Origin of the sequence: Anaeropeptidivorans aminofermentans (assembly GCF_940670685.1) — a bacterium.
In the GTDB taxonomy this organism is placed as follows: Bacteria; Bacillota; Clostridia; order Lachnospirales; family UBA5962; genus Anaeropeptidivorans; species Anaeropeptidivorans aminofermentans.
Genome location: NZ_OW711693.1, coordinates 1,243,404 through 1,257,424 on the forward strand (window position 1 = coordinate 1,243,404; position 14,021 = coordinate 1,257,424).

13 protein-coding genes and 1 tRNA gene are annotated in these 14,021 nt (G+C 36.3%); 12 read left to right on the forward strand and 2 right to left on the reverse strand.

Annotated elements, in window-relative coordinates; genetic code table 11:
• Positions 1 to 195 precede the first annotated feature (195 nt).
• From NBX03_RS05120 to NBX03_RS05165, 10 genes are all read left to right on the forward strand, one after another.
• Positions 196 to 1,191, forward strand: a complete 996-nt coding sequence (locus NBX03_RS05120) for a branched-chain amino acid ABC transporter permease (RefSeq protein WP_330638474.1) — start codon at positions 196 to 198, stop codon at positions 1,189 to 1,191.
• Between the two features lies 1 nt (position 1,192).
• A complete protein-coding gene (locus tag NBX03_RS05125; RefSeq protein ID WP_250229671.1) occupies positions 1,193 to 2,284 on the forward strand; it encodes a branched-chain amino acid ABC transporter permease in 1,092 nt (363 codons plus the stop codon).
• A complete protein-coding gene (locus NBX03_RS05130) occupies positions 2,281 to 3,051 on the forward strand; it encodes an ABC transporter ATP-binding protein (protein ID WP_250229672.1) in 771 nt (256 codons plus the stop codon). Before NBX03_RS05125 ends, NBX03_RS05130 begins: the two co-directional genes overlap by 4 nt.
• Positions 3,044 to 3,763, forward strand: coding sequence for an ABC transporter ATP-binding protein (locus NBX03_RS05135; protein ID WP_250229673.1), 720 nt, complete (start codon positions 3,044 to 3,046; stop codon positions 3,761 to 3,763). Before NBX03_RS05130 ends, NBX03_RS05135 begins: the two co-directional genes overlap by 8 nt.
• 304 nt (positions 3,764 to 4,067) lie before the next feature.
• Positions 4,068 to 4,141 (forward strand) — tRNA-Met (locus NBX03_RS05140).
• Between the two features lie 441 nt (positions 4,142 to 4,582).
• Positions 4,583 to 6,541, forward strand: coding sequence for a helix-turn-helix domain-containing protein (locus NBX03_RS05145; protein ID WP_250229674.1), 1,959 nt, complete (start codon positions 4,583 to 4,585; stop codon positions 6,539 to 6,541).
• 247 nt (positions 6,542 to 6,788) lie between these two features.
• Positions 6,789 to 8,639: a DNA primase family protein gene (locus NBX03_RS05150; RefSeq protein ID WP_250229675.1), complete on the forward strand. Its 1,851-nt coding sequence runs from the start codon at positions 6,789 to 6,791 to the stop codon at positions 8,637 to 8,639.
• Complete coding sequence (locus NBX03_RS05155; protein ID WP_250229677.1) at positions 8,629 to 9,063, forward strand: ribonuclease H family protein; 435 nt, start codon at positions 8,629 to 8,631, stop codon at positions 9,061 to 9,063. The genes NBX03_RS05150 and NBX03_RS05155 overlap by 11 nt, the downstream gene beginning before the upstream one ends.
• A 68-nt stretch (positions 9,064 to 9,131) precedes the next feature.
• Positions 9,132 to 9,338, forward strand: a complete 207-nt coding sequence (locus NBX03_RS05160; protein WP_250229679.1) for a hypothetical protein — start codon at positions 9,132 to 9,134, stop codon at positions 9,336 to 9,338.
• Positions 9,339 to 9,396: 58 nt separating this feature from the next.
• Positions 9,397 to 10,791, forward strand: a complete 1,395-nt coding sequence (locus NBX03_RS05165; RefSeq protein WP_250229680.1) for a site-specific integrase — start codon at positions 9,397 to 9,399, stop codon at positions 10,789 to 10,791.
• A gap of 324 nt (positions 10,792 to 11,115) precedes the next feature.
• Here the strand turns inward: NBX03_RS05165 and NBX03_RS05170 are convergent, their stop codons facing one another.
• Entirely contained in the window at positions 11,116 to 11,490 is a 375-nt protein-coding gene (locus tag NBX03_RS05170) for a type II toxin-antitoxin system death-on-curing family toxin (protein ID WP_250229681.1), read from the reverse strand.
• A complete protein-coding gene (locus NBX03_RS05175; RefSeq protein WP_250229682.1) occupies positions 11,487 to 11,729 on the reverse strand; it encodes a type II toxin-antitoxin system Phd/YefM family antitoxin in 243 nt (80 codons plus the stop codon). The genes NBX03_RS05170 and NBX03_RS05175 overlap by 4 nt, the downstream gene beginning before the upstream one ends.
• A 205-nt stretch (positions 11,730 to 11,934) precedes the next feature.
• Here NBX03_RS05175 and NBX03_RS05180 point away from each other — a divergent pair, with 205 nt between their 5' ends.
• Positions 11,935 to 13,065 carry an amidoligase family protein gene (locus tag NBX03_RS05180; protein ID WP_250229683.1) on the forward strand — a complete coding sequence of 377 codons (1,131 nt, stop codon included), beginning with the start codon at positions 11,935 to 11,937 and terminating at the stop codon, positions 13,063 to 13,065.
• A 1-nt stretch (position 13,066) separates the two neighbouring features.
• The gene (locus NBX03_RS05185) at positions 13,067 to 14,020 is read left to right on the forward strand and encodes a class II glutamine amidotransferase (RefSeq protein ID WP_250229684.1); all 954 of its coding nucleotides are present in this window, start codon (positions 13,067 to 13,069) and stop codon (positions 14,018 to 14,020) included.
• Position 14,021 lies beyond the last annotated feature (1 nt).

The following is a 14,021-nucleotide window of genomic DNA, read 5'->3' on the forward strand; positions in this document are numbered from 1 at the left end:
CTCTTATTTTACTTTTTATGCCCTTGTCGCTAAATACTTACAATGGCATAAAAGCAAATCGACTATATTTAATATTCTTATTGGTTTCAATGATTTTAGGTCCTGCCTAAATGTTGTATTATGATAATATTTTTTTATCTTAGAGAACCGATGAACTATACTATGATTTTATTTAAATTTACGGAGGTGAGATAATTGGATTCAGCTATAAAAGCTAAAAATATGGCAGTAATGAAATTTCTTCTTTGGGGAATAGGCCTTATACTGCTTTTGGTAACGCTCTGTATATGGCGGGGCATGAGGCCTTCGGTTTTTGCCCAGTATTTTACGAACGGAATCTCCCTTGGAAGCCTATATGCCCTTATAGCCATAGGGTATACAATGGTTTATGGAATATTAAGCCTTATTAATTTTGCCCATGGTGATATTTTTATGATGGCCTGTTATTTTGGGTTTTACGGCATAGCCCTTTTCAGAATGCCCTGGTATTTATCCTTTGTTTTTACTGTCGCAGCTACGGCTCTTCTTGGAATATTAATTGAAAAGATAGCCTACAAGCCTTTAAGAAATGCCCCTAAGAATTCTGTGCTTATTTCAGCTATAGCAGTATCTTGGCTTTTGGAAAACTTTGCTACATATTCTTTCAGCGGAAAGCCTAAAAGCTTCCCAGAAATTCCCGGAGCCATGACAGTGTACAATATTTATGGCGTTAGCATACAGAAGATTACTTTTATAATTCCCGTAGTGGCCATAATTTTCATGTCTCTTCTTCTTTATCTTGTGGATAAAACAAAGCTTGGCATGGCCATGAGAGCCGTTTCCAGAGACCATGAAATCTCAGGAGTAATGGGTATAAACGTGAATAGGATTATAAGCTTTACTTTTGTTATAGGCTCTGCCCTTGCAGGGGTCGGTGCCTTCTTGTGGGGAATAAAATACACCTCTGTAATGCCTTTAATGGGTGTTATGCCGGGTCTTAAATGCTTTATCGCAGCCGTAATCGGAGGCATCGGCAATATTAAAGGCGCTCTCTTAGGAGGGTTTCTTCTTGGGATGATTGAGATACTGGTTGTAGGGTTTTTCCCGGAGCTTTCCGGCTATAAGGATGCTTTTGCGTTTATTATGCTTATACTGATACTCTTCATTAAACCGGCAGGATTATTAGGAAAGCCGACAACGGAGAAGGTGTGATATGAATAAAACAAATAAAAACCTAAAAAGCAAAAGAAATATAGTCTTTATAGTAATAATTATAGCCGTTCTTTTATGTTCCTTTGCTGGGGACAGCATTCTTGATTCTTATGCAAAGAGAATATTGAACCTTTGTGCTATTTATACGATAATTGCGCTTTCTATGAACCTTGTAAATGGCTTTACTGGTCAGTTCTCTCTGGGACAGGCAGGATTTATGGCCATAGGGGCTTATGTTGTAGGAATATTCACTCTGCCCATCGAATACCGTGATGCCATATTTTTTGTAGAGCCGATGCTTCCTGCTATTAAAAATATATACATTCCGCTTTTACCTGCTTTGCTTTTGGGAGGCGCTCTTTCGGCTGTTTTTGCCTTCTTTATAGGTCTTCCTGTTTTAAGGCTTAGAGGGGATTATCTTGCAATAGCAACTTTAGGGTTTTCCGAAATAATCCGTATCGTTCTTACGAATGCTCAGAGCGTTACCAACGGTGCTTTGGGAATAAAGGATATCCCTACCATGACAAATATGTTCTATATCCATATTGTTCTTATAGTTACCATCGTATTTATGGCCTTACTAATAAATTCCTCTTACGGAAGGGCATTTAAAGCCATCAGAGAAGATGAAATTGCAGCTCAGGCTATGGGCGTGTCCCTTTTAAGGCATAAGCTTCTGGCCTTTATAATAAGCGCTTTTATAGCAGGGGTTGGGGGAGGCCTTACAGTAGTTCTCATAGGAACCGTTGACCCTAAAGCCTTTATATTCACATTTACTTATAATTTCCTCCTTATGATTGTCCTTGGAGGAATGGGAAGCATCACAGGTACGGTAATAGCTTCTTATGTAGTAACCATTGCTTTGGAGCAGCTTCGATTTTTCGATGAACCGCTTTCCATATTGGGAATGAATCTGCCGTTTTTCAGACCAGGCCTTAGAATGCTTATGTTTTCTCTGCTTCTGCTTATTATTGTTCTTTTCTTCCCTAACGGAATTATGGGCAATAGAGAGCTTTCTTTAAGCTTCCTTAAGGAAAAATGGAGCAATATAAAATCCCGCTTTCATTCTAAAAAAGGGGGTGAGGTATCATGAGCGTTCTAAATCTTAATAACGTTACCATGCGTTTTGGCGGAGTAACGGCTGTAAATAATCTTAATCTTAATATAGAAAAAGGCGAAATAGTAGCCCTGATAGGCCCTAACGGTGCTGGAAAAACAACAGCTTTTAATCTTATAACGGGAGTATATACCCCTACAGAAGGGGAAATAGGATTTCTCAATGCAGATATTACGGGAAAGCTTCCCAATAATATTGCAAAGCTTGGCATAGGCCGCACTTTCCAAAATATCCGTCTTTTTAAAGACTTGAGTGTTTATGAAAACGTAATCATAGCCCAGCATCTTCATATAAAATCTAATTTTGTTTCCGCTGTTTTAAGGCTTCCGGGATATATGAAAGAAGAAAAGAAAATGAGAGAAAAAACAGATTTTCTTCTTGAAAAGCTGGAGCTTTCCGAATATAAAAATTATAAATCCAGCTCGCTGCCTTACGGAAAGCAAAGAAGGCTTGAGATTGCAAGGGCTCTTGCAACAGACCCTAAGCTTCTCCTTCTTGATGAACCTGTAGCCGGAATGAACCCCCAAGAGACTATGGAGCTCGGAGAATTTATAGGCCAGATAAAAGAAGAATTCGACCTTACGGTGCTTTTAATAGAGCATCATATGGATATGGTTATGGAAATTTCCGACAGAATATACGTCCTTGATTTCGGAAATAAAATAGCGGAAGGAACGCCTATGGAGATACAGAATAATCAAAGAGTTATTGCCGCATATCTTGGAGGTGAGACCAGTGCTTGAAATTAATAAGATATCCGTAGCTTATGGCGGAATCCAAGCCTTACGTAATGTATCCCTAAGCATACCGGAAGGCAAAATCATAACCCTCATAGGAGCAAACGGCGCAGGCAAGTCTACGGTTCTCCGTACCGTTATGGGTCTCGTAAAATCGAGGGAAGGCTCTGTTACCTATAATAAAGAAGAAATAACGGGGAAAACCTCCAGGGAAATAGTTTCTAAAGGTATCACTATGGTTCCCGAGGGAAGAAGGATATTTCCAAACCTTACAGTTATTGAAAACCTCAAAATAGGAGCGTATCTGCGAAATGATAAAGAAGAAATAAAAGCGGACATTAATCATGTATTTGAGCTATTTCCAAGGCTTCAGGAAAGGCAATGGCAGCCGGCAGGCACTTTATCAGGGGGAGAGCAGCAAATGCTTGCCGTAGGCAGAGCACTGCTGTCTAAACCGAAATTGCTTCTTATGGATGAGCCTTCTCTGGGCCTTGCACCCTTAGTTGTACAGGATATTTTCAGCATAATTAAAACAATAAATGAAGACGGCGTGACCATTCTCCTGGTTGAGCAAAACGCCAATATGGCCCTTAAAGTTGCGGATTTTGCCTATGTTCTTGAAACAGGTCAAATATCACTTTCAGGAAAGGGCTCGGAATTGCTTAAAGATGAAGGTATACAGGCCGCCTATCTGGGTAAAAAAAGAGAGTCAAAATAACTTTAGATTGTTTTATTTATATCAAGGGAATTTGAAAAGTTATATAAGCATAAGCTTGTAAGCCGTTTTTCAAGTGAGCACTTTCTTATGGCTAACAAACAAATTTTCAAGTTTGTTAACTATAGTATCCTAATAAAATACTATAAGTGATTCTCATTAAGCTTTAAAATATAAGCCATGTCCTTGACGTGGTTTATATTTTTGGGAAAAGAAGGTTAAAATCACGTTAAAAGTATTTTCAACTAATCCTTGACAAACAAACAATTATAGGGTATACTTATTTTTGGTTGTGCAACTACAATATCGCGGAGTGGAGCAGTCCGGTAGCTCGTTGGGCTCATAACCCAAAGGTCGTAGGTTCAAATCCTGCCTCCGCAATTAGAAGAAGCCAGTAAACATCAGTGTTTACTGGCTTCTTTGTTTGTGTATTTTAATACTGCTTATTGAAATGGGTACTATTTGGGTACTAAAGGTGCTAAGAAATACAATAATACGCAACATATTAGGCAAAATCTAATTCTTGCAATTCTTATTTGACCTTTATTTATATTAATTGATTTATTATTTATATATGCAGCAGAATATCCTTTTGCTTCTGTTTAATCTCCCCATTCTTAGAATGCTGTGTTAAGCTAAACCTAAATAAATATTCTATCCCAACATGAGAACTCTCCATAGACAAATGAATATAAGGTTTCTTAAAAGTTTTTGATACCCATAGAAATAATTTTTAAAATATATGTTATAAATTTTATTATATTCGGAGTGTTATCTGCCGAAGAATAATATGAAAGTTCGATAAATGGGGGTGTACTTTAATTGGCATATAAAGATTTTAAAAGTTATTTATACGCAAACTATAAGGAGCTTATACAAATCCATATTGAAGCGTTTATTAACAAAAATTATAATGAATTAGGCCTATCTTATGTTAGGGAATTCTCATTATGCCCTCGGACAGTAGAAGGCATTGAAATTAAGAGTCTTTGTTGTCATGAAGATGTTGATTCAAGGATTAGAATGGAGATTTATTGTGATGTAAAGCTTGTAACACTGGGCTTTGAAAAAGTAAAAGTTCAAACAAATAAAATTATCAAGTATTTTACTGTATATGCACAAGCAACTTTATCTAACAAACTAGAAGATTTTTGTATCGACAATATTAAAGAATGTAATCCCGATGAATTTGATAAAGTAAGATTTTTAGACGAGTACTTAATCCCCTACATACCTTATGAGCAGCTTGAGGATGAAGCTGACCGTTTTTACAAGCTCTATTGCGAAAATGTTCCATATTTCGACCTGTTGAGATTACCAATAGAATCTATTATTGAGGAGCTAGGCATTGAGTATTATGAAGCTCCTTTACCGAAAAATGTATTTGGTAGAATGTACTTTATCCCATCTAAAGAAGAGGTATATGAATCTATACCATATACGATAACTGGTAGGAATGAAAAACGTACTGTAATGAAAGAAATTAAGGCAGGAACTATGCTTATTAGTCATGATAATTACTTTATGAAAGATATAGGAAGCCGACTAAATACGATTGCGCATGAGATCATCCACTGGGAAAAACACCAAAAATTCTTTAAAATTCTTTCATTGTTAAATGAGAATGAGAATAGTCTATCATGTATAGTAGAACCTGTGATGACACCAAATAATCTTGAAGGCATTCAAAAAGCTATTTGGTGGGCAGAATGGCAAGCAAACGCAATAGCACCACGTATACTGATGCCAAGAGCTATATTTATAGGTTTATTTAGCCAAGTTTTCGAAGAACAAATGCATACGCCACATTTCCGAAATGGCGACATAATTGAAAAAACTCTTGATAAGGTAAGTAAGCTTTTTAGTGTTTCGAAATATGCTGCAAAAACTCGTGCTATTCAACTGGGGATTGATGTTGCAGAAGGCGCTTATACTTTTGTTGATAACAAGTATTATCCTCCAGTATTTTTTCCTATAGGAACGCTTGGGAGAAATCAGACTTTTATTGTAGACAAGGCGACTGCGCAAAAGTTAATAGAAGGCAATAGATGTCTAGGAAAATTAGTAGAAAACAAAGCGATTATATATACGGGCAGTGTCTTTTGCATTAATGATTCAAGGTATATTGAGGTATCAGAAAATTCACAAGAAGAATATAAGTTAACGCAATATGCACTTGAACATGCCGAAAAGTGCTGTTTAATTTTTCAAAGATCATTTAGCAAAGATGTATTTACACAGGAAGCTGAATTATATAGCGTCTTTTACCTTTCGAGGAATGTTACTGCTTCAAGTTATGTTGAGGCATACTATGATTCTAAATTCACTCATAATCAGGAGGTGGAAGATATAGCGGCTCAGTTATCAATAATAAATAAGGCTCTTGCGGAAGTGAATAAAGTTATAAAAGAGCTTCCCGATAAATTTGAAAGCACACTAAAATATCATATGAAAAGAAAGAAAATATCAATTTCTAAGCTTGCAGAAAGAACCGAGTTGAGTGATACAACAATTAAAAATTATACTTCTGGAAGGGTAAATCCATCTTTAGATAATCTTATGGCCATTTTTATTGGGCTTAATCTTCTAGAGCCATATTGTGATGACATGCTTGATAAGGCTGGGTATAAATTAAATAATTTGTATCTACATGAAATATACCGGTATTTAATAAAAAATCATTCCGATGGGAATATAAAGCAGTGGAATGATGTGCTTAAAGCCGCTGACTTTGAAAAAATTCCTAAAAATAAATTATTAGAGGAACCGTTGGTTCCCTAAATAGAGGCTTTATGTGATGAAATAATCACATAAAGCCTTTTTTTCTGCCCTTTTTTCAGGGAACCTTTGGTTCCTTGGCAGATTTAAGAAAATAGGCAATAATAAAGGAAATAGCTGAAACACAAGTTTCGAGGCATATTCTAAGATAGCATGGGGACCCATTTGAATAGTTTGTTACATAAAAGGTATCCACTAATCATAAATAGCCATGAAGATGTAGTTTCAAAGCTTAAATAAGGAGGTTTATATGATTAAAATTAGAAGAAAGGGCGAAATGGGAAGTTGTGATGGCTTACATAAAGAATCTGTTGCACCTAACAACGATACCAGTATCTTAGAGACTACAAAATCACTAAAACTCAGACGGCGCTCTGAAGAGGAGGCTAGGGCAAATACGTCCGAACGAAAGCTCAGAGATGCCTGTAAAACAAATCGAAATAACCTGTTAAAAATTGAAGCATTAGAGGAAAGGATTCAATCCTTGTCTACAGAGCATAAAAATAGCTTTACAGAGACGGACATACCTCTGAATTATTTGAAAAGAAGAGACAATGGACGTTGCCCCAAGTCTTCTGAAAACCATTACAATAAGAGAAACGATTCCCACAGTATGTATCCGTCCCATATTCGAAGCAGCTCTTATCGTTCTTACGATGAGGAAAACGTCTATGGAAGCTACTGGCAGAATGATGAGGACAACTGGCAGGAAAATCCTTTATTAAATGAACCGTCTTACTATCCTGACACCTACGACAATGAGACATGCAACAGATATACCGACAGCTCTCAGCGTAAAAGCAAGCCCACATATGAAAGTATCGCAAAAGAGCTTCTGAGTTCGACCAGTTTCTTTCAATATAATAATTATTTGTTTTTATATACCGGCAAGAGCTACAAATTAGTGGAAACCGACGAAAGATTCAGACTGGAAGCCCGCCGATTGCTTGCTGATAATAAAAAATATGAGGTATTGAAATCACATTTAAACGAGGTAAAAGAGATGATTTTAACGGACATACCCCGTATTAGTAATGATGAAATGGAACGGTATGACCACTATATTGCTTTTGAAAACTGCATTTATGATGCCAAAAGAAATAAAAGCCTTCCGCATTCACCTGATTATTTAACCATTGGCTTTATTAAGGCAAATTATTATGAGAACCTACATTTAGAGAATCCGCCCAAACGGTTTATAAATTATCTAAAATCTGTCACCAAGGGAGATCAATTAGAGGTAAAAAGACTATGCGAAGCCTTTGCTTACTGGCTGTCTAATTACAATAAAATCAGATGCTATTTTGTACTATTTGGGGTATCTCAGAGTGGCAAGAGTACATTGACAACTTTGTTACAGCATCTTCATGGTGAGGAGTATGTTTCGGCAGTTCCCTTCCATAAACTGGATAAAAGCTTTTATATAGCTGAGTTCTTTGGCAAAAAGATTAATATTTGCGGTGAGATTTCTTCAAGTAAGCTTCAGGATGATGGCATATTTAAAATGCTTACGGGGAATGACTTGATAATGGCAGATAAAAAATACGGGCAGCCCTTTAGTTTTTATAATAAAGCAAAGATAATTTTCAATGGTAACATCCCTATGAGAATAGAGACAGAAGATAACTCAGAAGCTATACCGAACCGAATAGAGATATTTAATTTCCCCTATTCTTTTCCTAAAGATGAAGTTATACCGGACTTTTACATCCAGCTTTTAAAAGAGAAGGACGCCATTGTTTCATTCCTTATGGAAACACTTCAAGAACTGGTAGCATCGGGGTTTTTACTGACAAAAACGCCCCAATCTGAGAAATTGAAGGAGGAATTTACATCCTGCATAAATCCTATAAGGCGCTTCGTAGAAGAAAACTGCATTTTAAATGCTAAGACATTTGTTTTAAAGGATTTACTGTACAAAAAATATAAAGAAAGCGCTCAGGGAAACTTTAAAAGCAAGCAAGAGTTCTACGCATACATAGAAGCAAACTATAGTGTGAATCAGCACAAGAAAAGGCTCCCGGGCAGCAAAAATCCAAGGGCGATATTTGTAGGTATAGGCTTGAAAGAAGAATGGGAGGCTGAAAGGCATGATGATTGATTATGATGAAGCGGTTCTGAGTTTGGCGGCTTCATTTGACTGTAACACATCTACATACTCCTTTGGTTATGTTATCAAGTACGGAGAACATCCTATGGAAAGTTATAGCCATAAAGATAACAAAGGAGAATATGCCAAAGAGGGTGCAATTGCAGGCTTGGTATCAGGGATATCTAAAGGAATTAACAGGGCAAACTGGCGTAATTACTATAAAATAACCATCTGCCATAATTCAGAAGTATTGCAGAAATGGGTAACGGGTAGCTACAAAGCAAAATCAAACAGCGGTAAGCGTTTAAAGAAAATACTAATGGACCCTATGTTAAATTTGAACTTTGTATTACTAAAAAATGCTGATAGAGATGAGGCCTTTTCGACGGCAAAAAATTTGGCCCAAAGGTGTATAAAGAAAAGCCTTTACTAAAAGCAAGCATTATAGGTAAAAACAGTCATTTTGAATATATATTATATCTTTGAATGGGAGGATTTGTAATGGGTAAAATGATAACGATTAAGCAGGCGGCTTGTGAATTCGGTTTATCGGAGTATGAGCTTCGGATGGGGATAAAAAACGGCAAATATCCCTATATAAGAGTGGGAGAGAAAAACGGTAAGTACTTGTTAAGCCGGGAGCAGATGACGGAACGGATTTATAAAATGAGCATTAACAATATGAAAAGTGCTGAAGCTTTTGATTAATATATCTTACAGGGTGGGTGTTCTTATCCCCACCCTGTTTATTTTGGGAGGCTAATATATGAAAAAAATTAAGGGCGTAGAGCCTAGAGGGACAAACAGCTATCGTTTAACTGTTTCCTGCGGATACAATAGTTACGGCAAGAAGCTTATTAAGCGAAGAACCATCACTGTTCCTGAAAAATTTAATAAGATGACAGAAAACAAAAAAGAAGAATACCTTATAAAACAGTTTCTTCTCTTTAAGCTGGAGGTCGAGAATGGTACATACCTAGACGGTGAAAAAATGACCTTGAATGAATTTATAGATAAATGGCTGGAACGGGAAAAGGTAAAAAAGCTTCGTCCCACTACCCTTGCCAGATATGATGAGTTGTTACGCCGCATAAGGCCTGCACTTGGTCATTATAAATTGACAAAAATACAAACCATACACCTAAACGATTTTTATGGCAGCCTAAGTAAGGGCGGTACCCGATTTGACTATACGTACACCTTAAATCAGGAATATGTAAATCAGGTTACTAAAGAAGCAAGCAAAATTGCAAAGCAATCTGGCTTAAATATTCGTACGATAAAAGGTACGGTAAAAGGAAAGCCTGTATCAATGAAAACGGCGAATTCAATAAGTGAATATTTAGGGGTTTCCTTCCAGAAGACATTTTCTCCCCTAGTCAAGGGAAAAGGTCTATCTGAAAAGAATATTATTCACCATCACAGACTTATCTCAACAATTTTATCTACTGCTAAGGATTGGAATTTAATTAACAGCAATCCGGCTGAAAGTGCTGATGTTCCTGCATTAGAAGCAAGGGAAGCCAATTTTTACAGCATAGAAGAGACAAAGCAGCTTTTAGAATTACTAAAGCAAGAGCCTATCAAATATCAGACGATGATAAATATAGCCTTGTTTTGCGGTTTAAGGCTTGGAGAACTGGCAAATCTTGAGTGGAAGGACATCGATTTTAATAACTTAACTTTAAACGTAAGCAAACAGCTTCAGTATCTTCCGGCAAAAGGTATCTATGAAGCTGAATATACGAAAACAAAGTCGGGCACACGAGAAATGTCCATACCGCAGATATTAGCGGATTTATTAAATGAGTACAAAATATGGCAGGAGGGAGAACGAGCAAAGTATGGCGATTTATGGATTGAAACCGATAAAATATTTACTAAAAACGGAGGAGGCGCAATTTTTCCGGGAACTCCGTCAGCATGGTTTAGAAAGTTTGTAGAGCGGCATAATATGCCTAAACTTACCTTCCATCAAATAAGGCATACAAATGCTTCTTTGCTCATCGGCACAGGTGTTGATATTGCAACCGTGAGTAAGAGACTTGGACATGCAGACAAATCGGTTACCTTAAAAATATATACCCATGCAATAAAAGAGATGGACCGCCATGCGGCGGACAGCTTAGAAGAGACGTTTAATAAACACAACTTAGCCTAATTTATTCTTGTTCCAAATGTTCCAGACTTAAAAACCTTATTACATATTATAATAACCCAGCCCAATATCGATAATTGGCTGGGTTATTTTTTATTCTAAGATACTGGAACAGTGCCCAGATGCTTTGTTTAAAAGAAAGGAATGATTGGAACATCCGGAACAAGCGTACTATTGAAGAGTATTTTAAAAATAGTGCTATATTAATTATATTTGTATAGATATAAAAAAGTCCGGAACTTTCGGAACAGGCTTTACCATTAAAAAAACCTTTTATTTATATTAAAACAGCTTATATTAAGGGATATCTTATTTCAAATAAAGGGCCTAAATATGCTCATTTATCCACTTCAAAAGCTCTTTCTGAGAGACTTTCCCATCGGCAAGTCCAAGCCCTAAATCAATTAATTCTTGCTGCTCGTAGCTTAGAAAAATATTGTTGCTTTCTAAGAATACAAGCATAGCAAAGATACCGATCCTTTTATTTCCGTCAATAAATGCATGGTTATTAACAAGAGAAAAACAAAGCTTGGCTGCCTTTTCAGGAATAGACGGATAAAGGTCGGTATCGTCAAAAGAAGCGTCTATTGAATATATAGCGGATTCCAGCAGACCTTCATCTCTAAGGCCTGCTTCGCCTCCAGTTTTTTCTATAAGCATATGGTGCATTTTAAGAATTTGACTTTTGCTAAGTTTTATCATTTGGCAAGCTCCTTAAAGGCCTCAAGGTTTTTAGAAAGCACCTTTTCAGCCACAGATATAATTTTGTCATCTTGGCTTTCTTGCAGTTTTTCCATTTGGCTGTATTCCATAATAACGTATTTAGGTACATTGTTTTTTAAAACTACGGCAAAGCCGTTTTCATCGACTGTTCTTGCAACCTTTGAAAAGTTTTGGTTTGCTTCTGTTATGGATACCAATTGATTTGTGTTAATCTGCATCTTATATCCTCCTTTTCTGAATAAGCGGTATGCTTAGTTGAATAATGCGCTCTAATAAAAATATAGTTCTAATTATATTATATACTAAATAATAGGATTAATTCAACCTACTGTTGAAAGTTTTAAGGATTAATGCTATTCGTAAAAGACCTTATTTCAATTATATATTATAACTTTGATATTAATTTATATAGGGGGTATACATATGTCTGTAACAGATGATTCATTAATTTACGAAGAAGCTTTGGAAGATGATACGGAATTGTTTATATGCGAACACTGCGGAGCAGAAGTTTCAGAAGAAGCAGCGACTCTTTTTGAAAATGAAATGCTCTGCGATACATGCCTTGAGGAACAAACCTTCCTATGCTTCGAATGTGGTAATAGACATTGGAGAGACGAAGCCAATGACTACTGCGGAAATGAAATATGTGATAGGTGCTATGATTATAACTTTATATGCTGTGAGGAGTGCAGAAGAACTATTCGAAATGATGACGCAAACTACATAGATGATTACGAAGATATGCCTTATTGCAACGATTGTTTTCAAGATAAAAATAAAATAATACATGGTTATGATTATAAGCCTGAACCTTTATTTTATGGTTCAGGCTTATTTTATGGCGTTGAGCTTGAAATTGATGAAGGCGGAGAAGACCGCGGTAATGCAGAAAAACTGCTTGATGTTGCCAATCAGTATGAGGATCATATTTACATTAAGCATGATGGAAGCCTTATAAATGGCATGGAAATCGTTACTCACCCTATGTCCCTTCATTATCATACTAAAGTTATGTCATGGGATAAACTTTTAGCTAAAGCACTGGATATGGGGTATTACTCTCACCAATGCAATACCTGTGGGTTGCACATTCATGTGGGACGTAACGAGTTAGGAGAAAGCATACAGGAACAGGAAAATACCATAGGGCGTATTCTATATTTCATAGAAAAATTCTGGGACAAGCTGATTATATTCAGCAGAAGAACGGAAGTCCAGCTGATTAAATGGGCAAAGAGATACGGTCTTCTTGATAGTCCTAAAAATACACTGGAGGAGGCAAATAAGAATAAAGGCGGCAGATATGTATGCTTGAATCTTCAAAATTACCATACCATTGAATTCAGGCTGTTCAGAGGCACTTTAAAACTTTCCACCTTTCTTGCAACCTTGCAGATGGTAGATGAAATTTGTACTGTTGCAAAGAAATTAGATGACGATGAATTTCAAGGACTTTGCTGGGTTGATTTTATAAATGGCGTTAATACAGACGTCAAGCCAGAGTTAATGGCTTATTTAAAGGACAGAAAATTATTAAATGGAGGGAACTAACATGTGCGGAATATTCGGTTATCTTGATTATGGTAATTGTATTAAAAATGCAGACTTAAAGGACATAACAGAATCGTTGGCCTATGAAAGTGCAATGAGGGGTATTGATGCTACAGGTATTGCTTTTATAAATAACAAAAGCAAACTGGAAATACAAAAGGCCCCTAAGCCCTCTTACAGTTTTAAGATGAACTTTCCTAAAATAAACCCTCCTGTATTAATCGGCCATACAAGGCACACCACTCAAGGTACAGAAAAGCTTAACATTAATAATCATCCTTTTTTAGGGGGAAAAGGCAACAATCAATTTGCCCTCGCTCATAATGGAATCCTTTATAACGATAAAGAGTTAAGGAAAGAAAATAAACTTCCGGATACGAAGATTCAGACGGATTCTTACATAGCTGTACAATTACTTGAACAATCAGGAGATATAAGCTTAATGTCCGTAGCTTCTATGTCCGAAAAAATCGAAGGTTCTTTTGTATTTACCATACTTGATAGAAATAATAATCTTTACATATCCAAGAAAGACAATCCCATTTCCATTATCCATCATAAGGCTCTAAAACTTTACGTCTATGCTTCCACAGAGAAAATACTCATGTCCACCCTTATGAACTCGAATCTTATAAGCCACTTTACACCCATAGAAAAAAATATAGGTGATATTGAATTTGTAGAACTAGAGGACAGAGAGGTCTTAAATTTTAATAATAAAGGCATTGTTAGTAAAGCGCGCTTTAAACCTAAAAAAATAAATATTTTAAAATGGTACGAAACAGGCTTTAATTTTAGTCTTAATGACTGTAATAATGATTACTGGCAGGATCTAATAGGGATTGCCAAATTGATGGGGTATGATGAAGAATTTATAGAATCCTTGATTTCAGAGGGCTTTTCACCTGATGAAATCGAGGATTTTATTTATGAGGAAGCATACTTTCAAAATTAGA

What these genes read in the sequence shown, in the direction of transcription:
- NBX03_RS05160 (WP_250229679.1), top strand. Translation starts at nt 9,132, where the DNA reads ATGGGTAAAATGATAACGATTAAGCAGGCGGCTTGTGAATTCGGTTTA.
- NBX03_RS05180 (WP_250229683.1), top strand. Translation starts at nt 11,935, where the DNA reads ATGTCTGTAACAGATGATTCATTAATTTACGAAGAAGCTTTGGAAGAT.
- NBX03_RS05155 (WP_250229677.1), top strand. Translation starts at nt 8,629, where the DNA reads ATGATGATTGATTATGATGAAGCGGTTCTGAGTTTGGCGGCTTCATTT.
- NBX03_RS05150 (WP_250229675.1), top strand. Translation starts at nt 6,789, where the DNA reads ATGATTAAAATTAGAAGAAAGGGCGAAATGGGAAGTTGTGATGGCTTA.
- NBX03_RS05130 (WP_250229672.1), top strand. Translation starts at nt 2,281, where the DNA reads ATGAGCGTTCTAAATCTTAATAACGTTACCATGCGTTTTGGCGGAGTA.
- NBX03_RS05165 (WP_250229680.1), top strand. Translation starts at nt 9,397, where the DNA reads ATGAAAAAAATTAAGGGCGTAGAGCCTAGAGGGACAAACAGCTATCGT.
- NBX03_RS05175 (WP_250229682.1), bottom strand. Translation starts at nt 11,729, where the DNA reads ATGCAGATTAACACAAATCAATTGGTATCCATAACAGAAGCAAACCAA.
- NBX03_RS05185 (WP_250229684.1), top strand. Translation starts at nt 13,067, where the DNA reads ATGTGCGGAATATTCGGTTATCTTGATTATGGTAATTGTATTAAAAAT.
- NBX03_RS05170 (WP_250229681.1), bottom strand. Translation starts at nt 11,490, where the DNA reads ATGATAAAACTTAGCAAAAGTCAAATTCTTAAAATGCACCATATGCTT.
- NBX03_RS05125 (WP_250229671.1), top strand. Translation starts at nt 1,193, where the DNA reads ATGAATAAAACAAATAAAAACCTAAAAAGCAAAAGAAATATAGTCTTT.